The organism is Methylobacterium sp. 10 (genome assembly GCF_000519085.1).
In the GTDB taxonomy this organism is placed as follows: Bacteria; Pseudomonadota; Alphaproteobacteria; order Rhizobiales; family Beijerinckiaceae; genus Methylobacterium.
In genome coordinates, this window is record NZ_KI912577.1 from 3,755,933 (window position 1) to 3,772,560 (window position 16,628).

The window sequence follows — 16,628 nt, forward strand, 5'->3', positions numbered from 1 at the left end:
CTCCCGCCGACGACGGCAGGAAGGGTCAGAAAATGGCACGGTCCGGCCGGACGGCGATGCTCGGGTTCGTTAACGGCCTTGGTTTAAAAGCGGTATTCAAGGTGTTGAGTATTTGTAGAAAGCGTATCGCGTGCGTATCTTGCGCTTCCTCGTCGTCGGCAGCGTCTTCGGTTTGAGCGTCCTGGCGATCGGCTTCGTCAGCGCCGACCGGCTGGCCCATCTCCCCGCCCCGCCGCCGCCACAGGTGGTGCGGGCGTCCGTTCCCAGCGAACCGCAGGATACCGGGTCGATCCCGTCCCCGTCCTTGCCCCTCGGCGGCACGGCCGGCCTCTCGACCACCGGCCCCGCCGCACCCCGCCCGACGGGAGCCAGGCCCACCGGATCGAAGCCTTCCCCATCGTCCGCCGCCAAGCCCGCGGTGACGAAGACGGCTTCCCTCAAGCCCGCGCCGGCCAAGCAAAAGGGCATGGACGGGTTCGACACGGAGCGCCTGAACGCGCTCTTGCGCGGCGACCCGATCACCCCGCCGCGCCGCTGATCGACCTTCCCCCTTCCCCGGACGGGGAGAGCGAAGGGGGCCCTCGACGCATTGCCTCCCCCCATCCCGCGCCCGAGCCTCCCTTCGGATCTTGGTGTAAAACGCGTCCTATCCCCGAGGCGGGACGGGAGGAACGTCGTGGGGCTGATCTACGCGCTCGGAGCCTACCTGAGCTGGGGCATCGTTGTGCCGGTACATTTCCGGCTGCTCGATGCCGTGCCGGCCGGCAGCATTCTCGCCCACCGCATCGTCTGGTCGAGCGTGCTCGTGGTCGGCCTGCTGGCGATCCTGCGCCGGCGGGTGCGCACCCCGTTTCCCCTGAGACGGCACCATGCGCTCCTCGTCGCTTCGGCCGGGCTCATCGCCGTCAACTGGCTGCTCTACCTCGTGGCGGTCCAGTCCGGGCACATGCTGGATGCGAGTCTGGGTTATTTCATCAATCCGCTGATGAGCGTGGCGCTCGGCGCCCTCGTCCTCGGCGAACGGCTGCGGCCGGTTCAGGCCGTGGCGGTGGGGCTCGCCGCCGCCGGCGTGGTCCTGGCGGTGGTGCTGGCCGGGCACCTGCCCTGGCTGTCCCTGACTCTCGCCGCGAGTTTTTCGCTCTACGGGCTGGTGCGCAAGGTGGTGGGCGTCGACGCCATGGTGGGCTTTGCCGCCGAGACCTTCCTGCTCCTGCCCGCCGCCGGCCTCTATCTCGTCTTCGCCGCCCCCTCCGTGGTGAACGGCGATCCCGTCCGCCTCGGCCTCCTGCTCCTCACCGGCGCCACCACCGCCCTGCCGCTGATCTGGTTCGCCGCCGCCGCCCAGCGCCTCACCCTCTCCACCCTCGGGCTGATGCAATACCTCGCCCCCTCGTGCCTGTTGGGCCTCAGCGTCCTCGTCTACGGCGAGCGGCTGGAGCCGCATCGACTGGTCCTGTTCGTCCTGATCTGGCTGGCGCTGGCGCTCTATGCCGGCGATTCCTTCCGCGCGGCGCGCAAGGCGAAGGCGCCGCCGGAGCCCGCCGGCGCTGGCCCCGAACGCCCCGGTATGCGATCGTTCTGAGGGAGATTCGGAGGGCCAGGATGCACAACCTGATCACCGATATTGCCGGGATCACCGTGGGCCACGCCCAGGACGCGCGCGTGGCGAGCGGCACCACCGCGATCCTGTTCGACCCGGCCGTGGTGGCGGGCGTCGATGTGCGCGGCGGCGGGCCGGGCACCCGCGAGACCGACCTCCTCGACCCCGAGCGCACGGTGGAGCGCATCGACGCCCTGGTCCTGTCCGGTGGCTCGACCTTCGGTCTCGACGCGGGGGCGGGTGTCGTCGCATGGCTCGCCGAGACGGGGAGGGGGTTTTCCATAGGTGATGTCCGCGTTCCCATCGTCCCCGGAGCGATCCTGTTCGATCTCCTCAACGGCGGCGACAAGAACTGGGGCCGCTTCTCGCCCTATCGCGACCTCGGCTACGAGGCCGCCGCCGCAGCGAGGCAGGATTTCTCCCTTGGCACCGTGGGGGCGGGCTACGGCGCGCGTACGGCCAACCTCAAGGGCGGCCTCGGCTCGGCCTCGTCCCTCGTGGACGGTACGCCCGCGCGGGTCGGCGCGCTGGTGGCGGTGAACGCCTTCGGCCGGGTCACGGTGGGGGAGGGGCGGCGCTTCTGGGCGGCGCCGTTCGAGCGGGAGGGGGAGTTCGGCGGCCTCGGCTTCCCCGATCCGATGCCGGCGGACGCCTTCACCTGGCCGCGCGAGGCCCCGCCCGGCACCAGCACCACCCTGGCCGTCATCGGTACCGACGCGATCCTCACCAAGGCTCAGTGCCGCCGCCTCGCGGTGATGGCGCAAGACGGCCTGTCGCGGGCGATCCACCCCGTTCACACGCCGCTCGACGGCGACGTGGTCTTCGCGGTCTCCACCGGGCGGGTTCCCCTTTCCGACCCCATCACCGATCTCGCCCGTATCGGCGCGGCGGCGGCCGATACCCTCGCCCGCGCGGTCGCCATCGGGATCTACGCGGCGACCTCGCTGCCCGGCTCGGCTACGCCGCCGGCCTGGCGGGATCTGTGGGAAGGGTAGGGGGAAGATATCGGTCAGATTCTCGTCGAGTCCGGCATCGCAGGCCGCACCTTTTCCGGACGCCCTCAGCGAAGCGCAGGTTGATCCGGAACCTCACGCGAATACGCGCCACGTCAACAGCTCGTGCGCTCCACCCGTCCGGGGGAAGGGGGAGGGAACCGAGAGGGTCACTCCCCCTTGGCATCCTCCACCAGCTGCGCCAATCCCGCATCCACCTCGGCGCCGAGCATCGCTCGCTCCGCCTCGGTGAGGTCGCGTGCCCAGGTCGGGCCGGCGAACCCGGCGGCGCATTTGGCGCGCTCGGCCGCGATATAGGCTTCCGTTTCCTCCGGCTGCCGGCGCATGGCCTCGGCGAAGCCGAACCAAGCCGCGCGCTCCACCACCGCAAGGCGGGCGCGCAGGCGGATCATCACCGCCCGGTCCGGGCTGACGTCGTCGCTCATGGGGGTTTCGTTCCTGGGGTATCCGCTCCCGGCCGGGTCAGCGCCGCGGCTCGCAGCGGGTCTTCACGTAGGTGTCCGGATTGTTGCCGTGGCCGGCATTGGCCGCCAGGACCGGTCCCTGCATCATGCATTCCTGCAGTGTGTGAGCAGGCCCCGTGATCACGTCGAGGGCCGTCTCGCGGGAGCAGTCGGGGGCCTGGACCGTCGAGGCGCAGACCAGGGCAACGATGAGGACTGGGTTCATGCGACCGGAATCTAGATGCGCGGGGCAGGGCGGCAAGGGTGGCCTGCAGGAAAATGCAGCGCTCCGCTCAATGGTCGATGAGCGGTCCCGAGCGCGTCGCAAGGCCGTGGGTGCGGAGTGACCTGGGAGGTTTGTCCTTTGCTTAAAAACCTAGGGAATAGAGCCTAGGCCTTTATGTCTACGGGCGAAGCTCGTGCCTGTGGATGCACCGCCCTCATGCTCCGCACCCTGGGCCTATCCGTGCTAGCATTGGTCTCGTCGCGGGCGCGATACGGGACAGCGGAGCGGGAATGACGGTGGGGATCGAGATGGGTTTGAGCATGGGTCCGGGCGAAGAGCCCGCCCGGCTCGATCTCGAGGAACTCTTGGCCACCCGACTCCTGGTCCAGGGCAATTCCGGCTCCGGCAAGTCGCATCTCCTGCGCCGCCTGCTCGAGCAGAGCGCGGGCTCGGTCCAGCAGGTGATCATCGATCCCGAGGGCGATTTCGTCACCCTGGCCGAGGCCTATGGCCATGTGGTCGTGGACGGCGCCCATGGCGAGGGCGATCTCCAGGCCATCGCGGCGCGGGTGCGCGCGCACCGGGTCTCCGTCGTCCTCACCCTGGAGAGCCTCGACATGGAGGCGCAGATGCGCGCCGCCGCCGCCTTCCTCGGCGGCCTGTTCGAGGCCGAGCGCAGCCATTGGCACCCCGTCCTCGTGGTCGTCGACGAGGCGCAGATCTTTGCCCCCGCCGCTGCCGGCGACGTCTCCGACGAGGCGCGCAAGGCCTCTCTCGGGGCCATGACCAACCTGATGTGCCGCGGCCGCAAGCGCGGGCTCGCCGGCATCATCGCCACGCAGCGCCTCGCCAAGCTCGCCAAGAACGTGGCGGCCGAGGCCACCAACTTCCTCATGGGCCGCACCTTCCTCGACATCGACATGGCGCGGGCCGCCGACCTCCTCGGCCTCGACCGCCGGGGCGCCGAGCGGTTCCGCGATCTCGCGCGCGGCGAGTTCGTGGCCCTCGGCCCCGCGTTGAGCCGCCGGCCGCTGGCCCTGCGCATCGGTCCGGTCTCCACCTCGGCGCGCTCGGGTTCGCCCAAGCTCGTGCCGCTTCCCGCCCCCGCCGACGCGGATCTGCGCGCCCTCATCCTCACCCGTTCGTCCGAGGACGGCCCGGCCTCCTGGGCCCCGGCGCCGCGCACCCCCCCGACGCCCCGCGCGAGCCCGGCCGACCTTCTGCGCGAACTCAGCGCCTACCGGCCCGAGCCCGTCGAGGCCCCCGCTCCCCTGAGCGAGGAGGATCTGCGCGCCGGCCTCGACGAGGTGCTGCGCGGCATCGCCGTCGATCCCGATGCAGGGCGCCAGCCCGTGGCCGTGATCTACCAGGACTTCCTCGTCCGCTGCCGCATGCGCGGGCTCGACGGCGAATCCCTCTCCCTCGCCGCCTTCCGCCGCCGCCTCGGCGTGGCGCGGGCCGGGTTCGACGGACAGGCCTCCCCGGCCGATGGGGACGGGCGCTGGGATGAGGCGCAGGCCGCCGCCGCCAACCTGCCCGACGAGGTTCAGGGCCTGTTCCTGCTGCTCGCCCGCGCAGCCCTGGCCGGAGAGCCCTGCCCCGGCGACGAGGCCCTGGCGCGGGCCATCGGCAGCCGCTCCCCGGGCCGGGCCCGACGGCTCCTCGCCTATGTGGAGACGCGGGGCACCATCGTCTGCCGCACGGATTTTCGCGGCAACCGCGTCATCGCCCTGCCCATCCTCGGCTGCGAGACCGGGCCGGGCGACCCCAAGGCGATCCTGCCGGGAAGCGTCGAGCCGGAGATGCCGGGCCTGTTCGCGGCCGAATAGGCCGCGCCCCTCCTGTGAAGGGGCGCGCCGTCGTCACACCCGCGCGCGCCCGATCCTCGTCATGCCGAGGAGGTGATAGATCAGGATGGCGCCGAAGGTGGCGGTGCCGATGCCGCCGAAGGCGAAGGAGCCGAACTTCAGGGTGAGGTCGCCCGCGCCCAGCACCACGGCGACGCCCACGGTGAGGAGGTTGCGGGCATTGGCGAAGTCCACCCGGTTCTCCACCCAGATCCGCCCGGCGGTGGCCGCGATCAGCCCGAACACCACCACCGAGAGACCGCCGATCACCGGCACCGGCAGGGTCAGGATCAGCGCCCCGAATTTCGGGCACAGGCCGAACAGGATCGCGGTGAAGCCGGCCACCACGAAGACCAGGGTCGAGTAGATCCGGGTCATGGCCATGACCCCCATATTCTCCGCATAGGTCGTCACCCCCGTGCCGCCGAGCCCACCCGACAGCATGGTGGCGAGGCCGTCGCCGAGGAAGGCGCGGGCGATGTAGGGGTCGAGGTTGCGGCTCGTCATCGCGCCGATGGCTTTGATATGGCCGAGATTCTCGGCGATCAGCACCACGAAGACCGGGGCGATGAGGGCGATCGCCTTGGGGTCGAAGACCGGCGCCACGAAGCCCGGCACGCCGATCCAGGGGGCGGCCATGACGGCGGAGAAATCGATGGGCTTGGCGAGACCGAACCCGTTGGCGAGGAGGAGATAGAGCAGGTAGGCAACGGCCGCCCCGATCAGGATCGGCAGGCGCCGGGCGAGACCGGGCGCGTAGATGGTGATGACGCTGACGATGACCACCGTCAGAAGGCCGAACCAGGTGTCGAAGGCGGAGGCCGAGATGATCCGCGTGGCGATCGGCGCGAGGTTGAGGCCGATGGCGGCCACCACCGCGCCGGTCACCACCGGGGGCATCACCCGCTCCACCCAGGCATAGCCGACGAGGCCGATGACGGCGCCGACGAGGCCGTAGAGCAGGCCCGCCGCGACGATGCCGCCGAGCGCCACGGCGATGTTGGGGTTCGGCCCCGCCCCGGCATAGCCCGTGGCCGCGATCACCACCCCGACGAAGGCCGCCGACGAGCCGAGATAGCTCGGCACCCGGCCTCCCGTGGCGAGGAAGAAGATCAGCGTTCCGATGCCGGAGAAGAAGATCGCCAGGTTGGGGTCGAACCCCATCAGGATCGGCATCAGGGCGGTGGCGCCGAACATCGCCACCACGTGCTGGAAGCCGAGGAGCACGGTCTGGCCCGCGGGCAGGCGCTCGTCGGGCATGACGTCCGTGGCCTCGGACGTCGCATCCTTGGCGCGCCAGACGGGGAAATAGGGTTCGGCTGCCATGATCGCGTCGTCTCCGGACGGTGGGGGGCGCGTAATGCACATCGCGTGATGCAAGGAGCGTGGCAGCCGCATCCCATGGAGCGGCGCGGCGCTTCGGGACAATGTCCTGAGCAGGTTCGCATTGGCGAGCCAACGCTTTACCTCGCTTAGGTCTTTGGCGTGTCGCAGGTTTGAGGACGCAAAACCGGCAACCACTTTTGCGAAACCTGCTTGGAGCGCTCTCCGCCGAAGTGGATGCGGTTCGGCGAAAAAGAGTGCGGCAAGACAAGGCCTAGAGATGTGTCCCGACCCAATTTGGTCGGGCGCAGCTTTAGGCCGACCCGGTCGCGGCCTCCTCCGACCGCCCCGCCAAGGCGAAGGCGATGGGCAGCCAGAGGAAGAAGAAATGCATGTTCACGAACGAGAACGGGTTGGGAAGGTCCGATCCCATATAGCCGAAGCTGAAGATCAGCGCGGCGGCGCAGAACGTCGAGAGCCCTCCGTCGACGGTCGCGAGGTGACGGCAATAGACGAAGCTCATCGCCAGAACAGCCACCAATGCCGGAACGCCGAAATACATCGCCGTGCCGAACAGGCCGTTATGGGCGTGGTTGAAGAGCGAATCGGCAAAGCGGAAGACGGGTGTGAAACCGAGCAGCGGCCGCTGCGAGATATGCTCGAACACCCAGTTCCAGATCTGCTGGCGGCTGGAGGGGCGGCAGAAATTCGACTGGTCGACGCAGAGCATCGCTCTCAGCCAGGGCTCGATCACGATCAGCGCCGTGGTGAGACTCCAGGCCAGGAGGGCCACCGCCAAGAGGCGCCCGCCGGTGAGACGCCAACCGCCCGGACGCCATGGCAGCCGCATCGCCGCCAGGGCGACGATTGTCGCGAGGATGGGTCCGCGGCTCTGGGTCATGGCCACGGCCGCGACGATCGGCAGCGCGGCCAGGGCGACGAGCCCGATCGTCGCGCGGGTCGCCGGGCGTGACCGGTCGCCGAGGAGGGCGACGATGCCGATCAGGGCGATGCAGAGGCCGCCGGCTCCCGGGATGGAGTTGGACGGCCGGCCCAGCGGCACGAGCCTGTCCGCGAAGGAGAGGCCCCCGCCGAAATGCAGGACGAGCGTCAGGAGGGCGCTGAGGCTGGCGACGGCGAAGAGCGCGCTCAGGATGAAGCGGAGGCCGCAGCAGGCGAGCAGGCGTCGTCCCGCCAGGAGGGCGACGGCCAGGAGTGCGAAATTCGCCACCGCATCGCTCGCCGGTCCCAGGGGGACGCGGTTGACGAGAAGGCCGAGCACCGTCCAGGCGGCAAAACCCGCGAGCGCGGCGAGCCCCCATTCCAGGGCGCGCGGCAGGCGTTCGCGCAGAAGCGTCGGGTCGCTCACGGCGATGGCGGCGAGCCCCGCGATCATCAGCTTGGCCGAGAGGTTCTTGGCGATGAAATAGGCGGAGACCAGCAGCAGAAGGTAGCCGGCCACGCAGAGGGCGTTCCGCCCCGCGAGGCCGCGTGCCGAGGTGTCCGGGATCGTCATGCGTCAGGCCCCGGCATGGAGTCTCGGTGCAGGCTCCACGGCGCGGAAGATGGCCTCCGCCGTTGCCGCGGGATTGATCGCGAAGGATTGCCGGGTGCCCTCCGGGCCGCCCAGGATCGGCACGTAGCCGGCCCCGCCCTCACTCGCCCAGTGAAGCACGGTGCTCTTGCGGGAGGTCGAGGCCATCAACTCGACGACGGTGGCGCCGGGCTTGCAGAAGATCGTGTTGGCCAGGGCGGCGCCATGCACGGCGGCCACGACGTCGGCCCCCGATATCGCCGCCATCTGTTCGGCATGGTTGCCCCATCCCGGCTCGAAGATGCGGAAGCCCGCGCGTTCCAGCCGCTCGACCAGCGCGTCCTCGCCCTCCACGACACGCAGGCGCTGGTTGCGGCGCCGGAGATAGAGCTTCGAGGCCGGCGGCGTGACCGGATGCCCCCGATAGGCCGCGCGGAAGATGGCCCGTGCCGTATCCAGCGCCTGGGGAACGCCGAAGATCCGTTCGATATTGGGGCAATGGCTCCGGGCATAGACATAGCGCTCCGCGACCACATGGTCCGTCGCCTTGAGCACGAGCTGCCGGATCGGATAGCCGAGCGCCTTCAGCCCATTGAGGAAGGCGGTGACGAGGGGCGGATGCGAGGCGGTGACGAACACCGTCTCCTCCCGCTTGTCGAGGGCGCCGACGCGCACCGCCTCGCAGATCGGCATCAGCACGTCGGTGAGGAGATGGCCGTAATGGAAGACGGGCGGGATCGCCAGGCAGCGCTCCCTCAGGACGACCTTTCTGAAGCCGATCGGGGCGGGATGGCAGAAAGCCCAGCGCGCCTGGCCCCGCTGGCCGAGGGAGACCTGGCGGCCCGTGTCGAAATCGGCGGGGATCACGGTGTGGCCGGGAATCAGGACGCCGCCGATCCCGGCGATCATCGTGCGGGTGGTGTCCTCCGTGCAGGCCGTCTCCAGCCCGTTCATCACATCGGCGTTGTGGCGCATGACGATGGCCCGTGCCGCGTCGTACCCCGGGGCGTAGAGGCGATGCCTCCGGGTCTCGTCGCTGATCACCTGTGCGCGGTCGGCTGGCCAGGCGAAATCCGGGAAGTAACCCGTGCTCCGCCGCAGGGCCGGATGCCAGCCCAGCAGGGCGGTGCTGAAGGCCGAGGCATAGGGCTTCAGATCGAACAGGCGTTCGAGGAAGGTATGGTGCCGAGCCAAGCAGGTCCCCCACGAAATCGCACGCTCGACCCTACGGCACCATCGGTGAAGAACGCCGAAACGACACAACCGCTTCTACGGTCTCGCCCCGTATCTGGGTCGGAACGTGTATTTCGAATGCCCGATGCAAATGGAGAGCTTGGCGCACCCGGTCGAACCCGGTTCTCCGGTCCGATGCCGTGGAGCGGGACAAGTCCGCCGCCGTTCAATGGCTCTGCGGTAAGCAGCCCCGGTGGATAAATCAACAGCCGCCTGCTCATCGAACTCGCGCCCGCGAACGGCCGGAAGGGCCGCATCGTTCGGTGCGCGGCGTCAGAGCGCCCCCAGCAGGCCGTCCGCCTTCCGGGCGGACGCGGGTGACACCGGCGATGACACGGGCACGGTGTGATAGCGCCGGCCGGCATAGACGAGGCCCTGTCCGATACCGAGCTCCGCCAGATCCACCACCTCACAGAACAGCACGTCGTGGCTGCCGACGGCGTGGCGCGCGACGATGCGGCAATCGAAGGCGGCGAGCGCTCCCTCCAGCACCGGCGCCCCGGTGGTGAGTTCGCCCCACGCCCCGGCGGCGAAGCGCTCGTCCATGGGGGTGCGGCCCCCGAACGCGCCCGCGATGCCGGCCTGCTCGCCCGACAGGGTGTTCACGCACAGGACCGCGTTGGCGCTCACCGCCGCATAGGCCGACGAGGTGCGGTTGATGCAGACGAGAAGAGTCGGCGGCGCGTCGCTGACGCTGCAGACGGAGGAGGCGGTGAAGCCCGCCCGTCCCCCCGGTCCATCGGTGGTGACGAGATGGACCGAGCTGGCCAGATGCGACATCGCCTCGCGGAAGGCACCGGCTTCGACCGGGGGCATCGTCGTCTCGGTCATGGCCGGGGCTTTCCTCTCAGCAGGTCTAGCAAAAGTGGTCACCGATTTTGCGCCTCAAAACCTGCGACGCTTCAGAGGCCTCAGCGAGGTGAAGCGTTGGCTTGCCAATGCGAACCTGCTCAGGGTCGGTCGAGAAAGGCGAGGAGGGCGCGGTTGAACGCCTCCGCCCGTGTCACGCTATGGGCGTGGCCGCCGCTCTTGGCCAGATCAAGCCTGGCATCGGCCAGGCCCGCAGCGAGGCGTTCAGAACACAGATAGGGCACCAGCACGTCGTCTTCCGCCGCCATCACCAGAGTTTCGTGCGGAATGTCGGCAAGATGATCGCTGAGATCGAAGGCCTCAAGCGCCGCGATCCGCCGGAACGTGTTCTCGGGCCCGGGGAAATGCGCCAGGGCATGGGCCTCGTCCGCCGCGACGCGCTCCGCATTGAGCGACAGCCAGGGGGCGGGGTAGAGGAAGATGGCCTGCGCTGCCACGTAGGCCTCCGGTCCGGCATGGGTCAGCAGCGCCTTGCGGGTGGCAAAGCAGCGCTTCGTCGCCGAGTCGGCCCTGTCCCAGCCGTTGACGACCACGAGGCGCCCGACCCGGTCGGGATTGGTACGGGCGAGCTCGAGGCCGACCAGGCCGCCCAGCGCATGCCCGACGATGTCGGCGGTGGCGATGCCGAGCTCGTCCAGCACTCCGAGCGCGTCGCGGGCCATCGCCGCGATGTCGTGGCCCTCCTCCAGGGCATCGGGCGAGCGCCCGGTGCCGCGATGGTCGTACCCCACCACCCGGAAGCGCTCGGCCAAAGCCGGGATCTGCGGCGCGAAATAGCCGCAGGAGCCGCCGAGACCCGGCGAGAGCAGGATGGTGTGCGCTCCGGCCCCGTGGACCTCGTGGTGGATGGCAGCGCTCACGGCTTGCCCACATGCGCGATGGAGGCGATCTCCACGAGGGCGTCGGGCTTCACCAGGCCGCACTGGATGCAGTAGCGCGCTGGCTTCTCGCCGGGGAAGTAGGTGGCATAGACCGCGTTGATCGCGGCGTAATCGGCCCAGTCCTTCAGGAAGATGTGATTGAAGGTGACGTCGTCCATGGTGCCGCCGGCCGCCGTGACGACGCCCTCGATCGTCTCCAGTACGTGGCGGGTCTGGGCGCCCGCATCGCCCACATGGACGACGTTGGCATCGGCATCCAGCGGCAGGGTGCCGGAGACGTAGAGTACGCCGTCGGCGAGGGCGCCCGGCACGTAGGGGGCGAGCGGCTTGCCGGTGCCGGGAGGAATGATCACGGTCTTGGGCATGGTTCGCAGTGCTCCCGTTCGTTCGATCGTCGAAATGGCTGTCTTCGTTGTTTTTGTCGTCTTGCCCGCCCGTGACCTCATCCTGAGGTGCCGCAGCGTAGCGGAGGCCTCCTTCGAGGCCCGCTGACGCGGGCACCTCAGGATGAGGTCGCGAGGGGGGATGTCACTCCGCCGCCGCGGCGTCCCGCTCGCCCAAGGCTGCTTCGAAACTCGCCACGTCCGAGACCCAGCCGAAGAAGGTCTCGATATTGGCGAGCGCTCCCACCTGGAGGCTGTCCGGTCCCGCCTGATGCGTCGCGTCGGCGAGGACGATGCCGAAATATTCGAGGAAGAATCCGTCGCGCAGGGTCGATTCCACGCAGACGTTGGTGGCGATGCCGGCGAAGACCAGGGTGCGGATGCCGGCCGAGCGCAGCAGGCTGTCGAGCTGGGTGTTGTAGAAGCCGCTGTAGCGCGGTTTGGGCAGCACGATGTCGTCGGGCTCGGGCTTCAGCGCATCCACCAGGGCGTAGTCCCAGGTTCCCTTGGCGAGCAGCCGCTCGTTCATCTCGGGGCGGCTGCGCATGGTCTTGAGGGCGTTGGACTTGTGCCAGTTCGGTGAGCCCGGCCCTCCGGCCTCGACATAGTCCGGGTCCCAGCCGTTCTGGAACCAGACGATCCTGATCCCGGCCTTGCGCGCGGCGGCGACGGCCATCGCGATCTTCTCGATCACCGGCCCGGTCGCCGAGACGTCGAACCCGGCGAGATCGAGGTAGCCGCCCTTCGTGGCATAGGCGTTCTGCATGTCGACGACGATGAGGGCCGTGGCCTCGGCATCGAAGGCGATGGGCTCGGGCCGGGCGGGGAGGGTGATGCCGCCATGGCGCCCGGCCGGATCGTGATAGCCGGCGACCATCACGCCACCTTCGCCATCGGCACGGCATCGGCGGTGACATGCGCCCGCGAGCGCATCAGCGGCTGGATGCGGGTGCCGTAGGCGTCGAGGCCTTCGAGGAAATCGTCGAACACCAGGAGCACGCCTTCGGTGCCGGGCACGGTGGCGACCTCGTCGAGCATCCGCGCCACCTCCGCGTAGGAGCCCACGAGAGTGCCCATGTTGATGTTCACCGCCGAGGTCGGGTCGGCCATCTGGCGCACGTTGGTGTCGGCCCCGGATTTGGTGTCGGCCGCGCCCTGGACCCCGAGCCAGGCGATGGCCTCGGCATCGGCCCCCGCCTTGTAATGCTCCCAGGTGGCGCGGGCCTCCTCGTCGGTCTCGGCGGCGATGATCATGAACAGCACGTAGGACGAGACGTCCCGGCCCGTCTCGGCCTTGGCGAGTTCCAGCCGCTCCACCGTGGGGGCGAAGGCGGTCGGCGTGTTCACGCCCTTGCCGAAGCAGAAATTGTAGTCCGCATATTTCGCCGTGAACGCCATGCCGGCGGTGGATTGGCCGGCGCAGATGATCTTCATCTCCGCCTGCGGCCGGGGGGAGAGCCGGCAATCGTCCATCTGGAAGAACTCGCCCTTGAGGTCGCAGGACCCCGTCTCCCACAGATCGCGCAGCACCTGGGCGTATTCGGAGAGGTATTCGTAGCGCCGAGAAAAGTACTCGTCGCCGGGCCACAGGCCCATCTGCGAGTATTCCGGCCGCTGCCATCCGGTGACGAGGTTGAGGCCGAAGCGGCCGCCGGAGATGGAATCGATGGTAGAGGCCATCCGCGCGGTGATGGCGGGGGGCATGCACAGGGTGGCGGCGGTGGCGAAGAGCTTGATCCGGCTCGTCACCGCGGCGAGGCCCGCCATCAGCGTGAAGGATTCGAGGTTGTGGTCCCAGAACTCGGTCTTGCCGCCAAAGCCCCGCAGCTTGATCATCGACAGGGCGAAATCGAGCCCGTAGCCCTCGGCCTTCAGCACCACCTGCTTGTTGAGCTCGAAGCTCGGCCTGTATTGCGGCGCGTTCTCCGACAGGAGCCAGCCGTTATTGCCGATGGGGATGAAGACGCCGACATTCATGACCGCCTCGCTATGCTGGCGGAGATTGGACGATGGGATCCAATCCCGGTCAAGGTTGCGAACGGATCGTGCCATGATCGCCCCGTTCGATGATGAACGGTAGCTGTTTGGACCATATGGTCAAACTCGAAATCGGTCATTTCTGCCGTTTGCTCAAACTCTCTTCGATCTGCCCGGCCGGGAGGCGGCTTCTGCTGAAACGCGCGGCGGATACGCGACCTGCTCGCGCCCTGACACGTTCTCGTGAGTCCTCGCCCTCGGACATTGCCTTCGGGGAACATGCGGTAAGTAATCTGGAGGTATTCAAAACAACCACGGAGAGGAAAACTCATGCGCTACCCGATGCTCGGTGCTCTCGTCGCGATGCTGATTCCGATGGCGGCCCACGCCGAAGGCGATGCCGCAGCCGGCGAGAAGGCGTTCGCGCCCTGCAAGGCCTGCCATGCCTTCGGCAAGAACGGCGTCGGCCCGGACCTGACGGGGGTCGTCGGGCGCAAGGCGGCCTCCCTCGACGGGTATTCCTATTCGGCCCCGCTCAAGGCATCGGGCATCACCTGGGACGAGGCGAACCTGCACGAATGGCTGAAGAATCCGAAGGCCAAGGTGCCGGGGACGAAGATGGTGTTCGCCGGCTATCCCGACGACAAGAAGATCGACGACGTGATCGCGTATCTCGCCTCGAAGAAGTAGGCCATTTCGCGAGCCTCGCCGACGGAACCGGCTTCCGCCGGCGGGGCTCGCTTCCTATTCGGCTATTCGGGTTCCGGCCCGCGAAGCCGGCGACCGTTCCTGCGAAATCCGCCGAGCGCCTATCGCAGGCCGAGCCCGGTGAGGATCAGGGCCTGTGTGCTCGCCACGGTGCTCTCGAAGAAGTCGGATTCGTCGAGGCTCCGGCCCGTGACCGCATCCACCTGGACCGCGAAATCGGCGTAGTGCTGGGTGATCGCCCAGATCGAGAAGATGAGGTGGTGGGGGTCGTGGGCACCGATGCGGCCCTGGTCGATCCAGCCGCGTAGGATCGCCGCCTTGCTCTCCACCAGCCCGCGCAGGGGGCCTTCGAGTTCGGCCCGCAGGAGCGGCGCGCCCTGGACGATCTCCAGGCAGAACAGCCGCGAGGCCTGCGGCGCGTCCCGCGACAGGGTGAGCTTGGCGCGGATATAGGCCCGGATCGCCTCGGCCGGATCGCTGTCGGCGTCGAGTTCCTGCAGCGGATCGAGCCAGACGTCGAGGACGCGGCGAAGCACCGCCAGATACAGTTCCTCCTTCGAGGGGAAGTAATAGAGCAGGTTGGCTTTCGACAGCCCGGCCCGCTCGGCGAGCCGGTCCAGGCTCGCCCCGTGCAGGCCGAGCCCCGAAAAGATCTCCAGCCCCGCATCGAGGATCGCCTCGCGCCGCGCCTCGCCATCCTTGCGGCGGCGGCGGGCGGGGGGCTTGTCTGCGAGGCTCGTTCTCACGTCGATCTTTCCCTCCCGCTGCCTGAAACCGGACGACCGCGCGGCGGCGGGCGTCCGCCGAACCCGCCGAGGAGGATCATCGGTCGGGATCAGCGCCGCTCGGGATGAGATCGAGAGACACGACGAACCCTCCTCGTCGATGTCGGGTTCTATGCCCCCGCCGGGTGATGGTCGATCCAGTGCCGCGCGATGTCGATCCGCCGTGCCACCCAAACGTCCTCATGGGCGGCGATATGGTCGAGGAAGCGGGCCAGCGCCCCGATCCGTCCCGGCCGTCCGACGAGGCGGCAATGCAGCCCCACCGACATCATCTTCGGCGCCGTCCCGCCCTCTTCGTAGAGGGCATCGAACGTGTCGCGCAGGTAGGTGAAGAAGTGGTCGCCGGTGTTGAACCCCTGAAGCGCGACGCAGCGCATGTCGTTGGCGTCGAGGGTGTAGGGCACCACGAGGCCCCGCCCGCTCGGCGCCTCGATCCAGTAGGGCAGGTCGTCGGCGTAGGAATCGGCGAGCCAGGTGAAGCCGGCCTCCACCGCGAGATCGAGGGTATGGACCGAGGAGCGTCCGGTGTACCAGCCGAGCGGCCGCTCCCCCGTGATCTCCGTATGGATGCGGATCGCGTCCGTCATATGTGCCTTCTCCTCCTCGCGGGTGAAGTCGCGGTAGTCGATCCATTTCAAGCCGTGGCAGGCGATCTCCCAATCGGCCTCCTTCATGGCGGCGGCGATGTCGGGATGGCGGGCCAGCGCCGTGGCGACGCCGAACACGGTGACGGGGATGTTCCGCGCGCGGAGCAACCGCCAGATCCGCCAGAACCCGGCGCGCGACCCGTACTCGAACATCGATTCCATGTTCATGTGCCGCTGGCCCGGCCACGCCTGGGCGCCGACGATCTCCGACAGGAACGCCTCCGAGGCCGCGTCCCCATGCAGGATGCAGTTCTCGCCGCCCTCCTCGTAGTTGAGCACGATCTGCACCGCGATCCGCGCGCCGTTCGGCCAGCGCGGGTGCGGCGGGTTGCGGCCGTAGCCGACGAGGTCGCGGGGATAGGTCACGGGGCCTGCCGTTCGGATAGAGATGTAGGCGTTCGACGCACAGTCCTGCCACGACCTGTCCCCTCGATCCAGATCGCGCCTGCTCCATCGATTGTAGAAACGTAGTCCATGAGCTACAATTTTGAACCATGGACATGCGGCGCACCGACGTGTTCGACGGTTGGCTCAGGGGCCTTCGCGACGCGCGCGCCAAGGCACGCGTCGCGCTGCGCCTCGACCGTCTGGCCCACGGCAATGCTGGGGACATGAAGTCTGTCGGAGAGGGCGTGAGCGAACTGAGGATCGATTATGGGCCCGGCTACCGGATCTATTTCGTTCGTCGGGGCGAGGCTCTCGTCATTCTCCTATGTGGCGGTGACAAAGGAAGCCAGGATCGCGACATCGCTCGGGCGAAGGCGATCGCGCGGACCGTGTGAGGTGAGACCCCGTAAGGCGAGAACTCTGCAAGGAACGAGCGATGACTTCGACCCAGGCCTATGATTCCGCCGATTATCTCGACACCGATGAAGCTGTGGCCGAGTATCTGGCCGCCGCTTTCGAGGAGGGAGACGCCGCCCTCCTGCGGCATGCGCTCGGCGTTGCCGCGCGCGCTCATGGCATGACCCAGATCGCCAGAGAGACGGGTCTCTCCCGCGAGAGCCTGTACCGAGCCCTGTCCGACGAGGGCAATCCGAGCCTCGATACGACCATGCGCGTCCTGAAAGCCCTCAACCTGCGCTTGACGACGACGGTGGTCCCGGCTCCCTAGGAAGCGACCCGCGCATGGTCCTTGCCTGCCGACCGTCGCACCCC

The 16,628-nt window shown here is 68.6% G+C and carries 18 protein-coding genes and 1 pseudogene; 7 read left to right on the forward strand and 12 right to left on the reverse strand.

Features of this window, described 5'->3' with window-relative positions:
• Window positions 1–130 precede the first annotated feature (130 nt).
• The 3 genes from K368_RS0117645 to K368_RS0117655 all read left to right on the forward strand — a co-directional run bounded on the left by K368_RS0117645 (window position 131) and on the right by K368_RS0117655 (window position 2,595).
• Entirely contained in the window at window positions 131–538 is a 408-nt protein-coding gene (locus K368_RS0117645; RefSeq protein ID WP_027173469.1) for a hypothetical protein, read from the forward strand.
• Window positions 539–676: 138 nt separating this feature from the next.
• Entirely contained in the window at window positions 677–1,582 is a 906-nt protein-coding gene (gene rarD, locus K368_RS0117650) for an EamA family transporter RarD (RefSeq protein WP_027173470.1), read from the forward strand.
• 20 nt (window positions 1,583–1,602) lie between these two features.
• Window positions 1,603–2,595: a P1 family peptidase gene (locus K368_RS0117655; protein WP_027173471.1), complete on the forward strand. Its 993-nt coding sequence runs from the start codon at window positions 1,603–1,605 to the stop codon at window positions 2,593–2,595.
• A 167-nt stretch (window positions 2,596–2,762) separates the two neighbouring features.
• Here K368_RS0117655 and K368_RS0117660 read toward each other — a convergent pair whose 3' ends face one another.
• Both K368_RS0117660 and K368_RS0117665 read right to left on the reverse strand, forming a co-directional pair.
• Window positions 2,763–3,038, reverse strand: coding sequence for a hypothetical protein (locus K368_RS0117660; RefSeq protein ID WP_027173472.1), 276 nt, complete (start codon window positions 3,036–3,038; stop codon window positions 2,763–2,765).
• Window positions 3,039–3,075: 37 nt separating this feature from the next.
• Window positions 3,076–3,282: a hypothetical protein gene (locus tag K368_RS0117665; RefSeq protein ID WP_027173473.1), complete on the reverse strand. Its 207-nt coding sequence runs from the start codon at window positions 3,280–3,282 to the stop codon at window positions 3,076–3,078.
• Window positions 3,283–3,572: 290 nt separating this feature from the next.
• On the opposite strand from K368_RS0117665, the gene K368_RS0117670 reads away from it, so the two are divergent.
• Entirely contained in the window at window positions 3,573–5,111 is a 1,539-nt protein-coding gene (locus K368_RS0117670; RefSeq protein WP_027173474.1) for an ATP-binding protein, read from the forward strand.
• Window positions 5,112–5,144: 33 nt separating this feature from the next.
• Here K368_RS0117670 and K368_RS0117675 read toward each other — a convergent pair whose 3' ends face one another.
• From K368_RS0117675 to rutA, 8 genes are all read right to left on the reverse strand, one after another.
• Window positions 5,145–6,455, reverse strand: coding sequence for a solute carrier family 23 protein (locus tag K368_RS0117675; protein WP_027173475.1), 1,311 nt, complete (start codon window positions 6,453–6,455; stop codon window positions 5,145–5,147).
• A gap of 310 nt (window positions 6,456–6,765) precedes the next feature.
• The gene (locus K368_RS0117680) at window positions 6,766–7,968 is read right to left on the reverse strand and encodes an O-antigen ligase family protein (RefSeq protein ID WP_027173476.1); all 1,203 of its coding nucleotides are present in this window, start codon (window positions 7,966–7,968) and stop codon (window positions 6,766–6,768) included.
• A 3-nt stretch (window positions 7,969–7,971) separates the two neighbouring features.
• Entirely contained in the window at window positions 7,972–9,180 is a 1,209-nt protein-coding gene (locus K368_RS0117685; RefSeq protein WP_027173477.1) for a glycosyltransferase family 61 protein, read from the reverse strand.
• 312 nt (window positions 9,181–9,492) lie between these two features.
• Window positions 9,493–10,050, reverse strand: coding sequence for a flavin reductase (locus tag K368_RS0117690; protein ID WP_027173478.1), 558 nt, complete (start codon window positions 10,048–10,050; stop codon window positions 9,493–9,495).
• A 119-nt stretch (window positions 10,051–10,169) separates the two neighbouring features.
• Window positions 10,170–10,949: a pyrimidine utilization protein D gene (gene rutD, locus K368_RS0117695; protein WP_027173479.1), complete on the reverse strand. Its 780-nt coding sequence runs from the start codon at window positions 10,947–10,949 to the stop codon at window positions 10,170–10,172.
• Window positions 10,946–11,335 carry a pyrimidine utilization protein C gene (gene rutC, locus K368_RS0117700; protein ID WP_027173480.1) on the reverse strand — a complete coding sequence of 130 codons (390 nt, stop codon included), beginning with the start codon at window positions 11,333–11,335 and terminating at the stop codon, window positions 10,946–10,948. The genes rutD and rutC overlap by 4 nt, the downstream gene beginning before the upstream one ends.
• Before the next feature lie 163 nt (window positions 11,336–11,498).
• The gene (gene rutB, locus K368_RS0117710) at window positions 11,499–12,230 is read right to left on the reverse strand and encodes a pyrimidine utilization protein B (protein ID WP_027173481.1); all 732 of its coding nucleotides are present in this window, start codon (window positions 12,228–12,230) and stop codon (window positions 11,499–11,501) included.
• A complete protein-coding gene (rutA, locus tag K368_RS0117715; RefSeq protein ID WP_027173482.1) occupies window positions 12,230–13,330 on the reverse strand; it encodes a pyrimidine utilization protein A in 1,101 nt (366 codons plus the stop codon). Before rutA ends, rutB begins: the two co-directional genes overlap by 1 nt.
• 330 nt (window positions 13,331–13,660) lie before the next feature.
• Between rutA and K368_RS0117720 the strand changes: the two genes are divergently transcribed.
• On the forward strand, window positions 13,661–14,020 hold the full coding sequence (locus tag K368_RS0117720) for a cytochrome c family protein (protein WP_027173483.1): 360 nt from the start codon (window positions 13,661–13,663) through the stop codon (window positions 14,018–14,020).
• Between the two features lie 119 nt (window positions 14,021–14,139).
• Here the strand turns inward: K368_RS0117720 and rutR are convergent, their stop codons facing one another.
• Window positions 14,140–14,784, reverse strand: a complete 645-nt coding sequence (gene rutR / locus K368_RS0117725) for an HTH-type transcriptional regulator RutR (RefSeq protein ID WP_051439918.1) — start codon at window positions 14,782–14,784, stop codon at window positions 14,140–14,142.
• A 164-nt stretch (window positions 14,785–14,948) separates the two neighbouring features.
• Window positions 14,949–15,836 (reverse strand): annotated as a pseudogene (puuE, locus tag K368_RS25025) (allantoinase PuuE); the annotation flags it as partial.
• A gap of 128 nt (window positions 15,837–15,964) precedes the next feature.
• Between puuE and K368_RS0117735 the strand changes: the two are divergent.
• Window positions 15,965–16,252, forward strand: a complete 288-nt coding sequence (locus tag K368_RS0117735; protein WP_027173485.1) for a type II toxin-antitoxin system RelE/ParE family toxin — start codon at window positions 15,965–15,967, stop codon at window positions 16,250–16,252.
• A 41-nt stretch (window positions 16,253–16,293) separates the two neighbouring features.
• Window positions 16,294–16,584, forward strand: a complete 291-nt coding sequence (locus tag K368_RS0117740; protein ID WP_027173486.1) for an addiction module antidote protein — start codon at window positions 16,294–16,296, stop codon at window positions 16,582–16,584.
• The last annotated feature ends 44 nt before the right edge of the window (window positions 16,585–16,628 follow it).

Bases quoted from the DNA above. Each gene is read 5' to 3' on its own strand.
- K368_RS0117720 (WP_027173483.1), top strand. From the start codon at position 13,661: ATGCGCTACCCGATGCTCGGTGCTCTCGTCGCGATGCTGATTCCGATG.
- K368_RS0117655 (WP_027173471.1), top strand. From the start codon at position 1,603: ATGCACAACCTGATCACCGATATTGCCGGGATCACCGTGGGCCACGCC.
- K368_RS0117680 (WP_027173476.1), bottom strand. From the start codon at position 7,968: ATGACGATCCCGGACACCTCGGCACGCGGCCTCGCGGGGCGGAACGCC.
- K368_RS0117670 (WP_027173474.1), top strand. From the start codon at position 3,573: ATGACGGTGGGGATCGAGATGGGTTTGAGCATGGGTCCGGGCGAAGAG.
- rutA (WP_027173482.1), bottom strand. From the start codon at position 13,330: ATGAATGTCGGCGTCTTCATCCCCATCGGCAATAACGGCTGGCTCCTG.
- K368_RS0117660 (WP_027173472.1), bottom strand. From the start codon at position 3,038: ATGAGCGACGACGTCAGCCCGGACCGGGCGGTGATGATCCGCCTGCGC.
- K368_RS0117740 (WP_027173486.1), top strand. From the start codon at position 16,294: ATGACTTCGACCCAGGCCTATGATTCCGCCGATTATCTCGACACCGAT.
- K368_RS0117735 (WP_027173485.1), top strand. From the start codon at position 15,965: ATGGACATGCGGCGCACCGACGTGTTCGACGGTTGGCTCAGGGGCCTT.
- rutB (WP_027173481.1), bottom strand. From the start codon at position 12,230: ATGGTCGCCGGCTATCACGATCCGGCCGGGCGCCATGGCGGCATCACC.
- K368_RS0117675 (WP_027173475.1), bottom strand. From the start codon at position 6,455: ATGGCAGCCGAACCCTATTTCCCCGTCTGGCGCGCCAAGGATGCGACG.
- K368_RS0117665 (WP_027173473.1), bottom strand. From the start codon at position 3,282: ATGAACCCAGTCCTCATCGTTGCCCTGGTCTGCGCCTCGACGGTCCAG.
- K368_RS0117690 (WP_027173478.1), bottom strand. From the start codon at position 10,050: ATGACCGAGACGACGATGCCCCCGGTCGAAGCCGGTGCCTTCCGCGAG.
- rutC (WP_027173480.1), bottom strand. From the start codon at position 11,335: ATGCCCAAGACCGTGATCATTCCTCCCGGCACCGGCAAGCCGCTCGCC.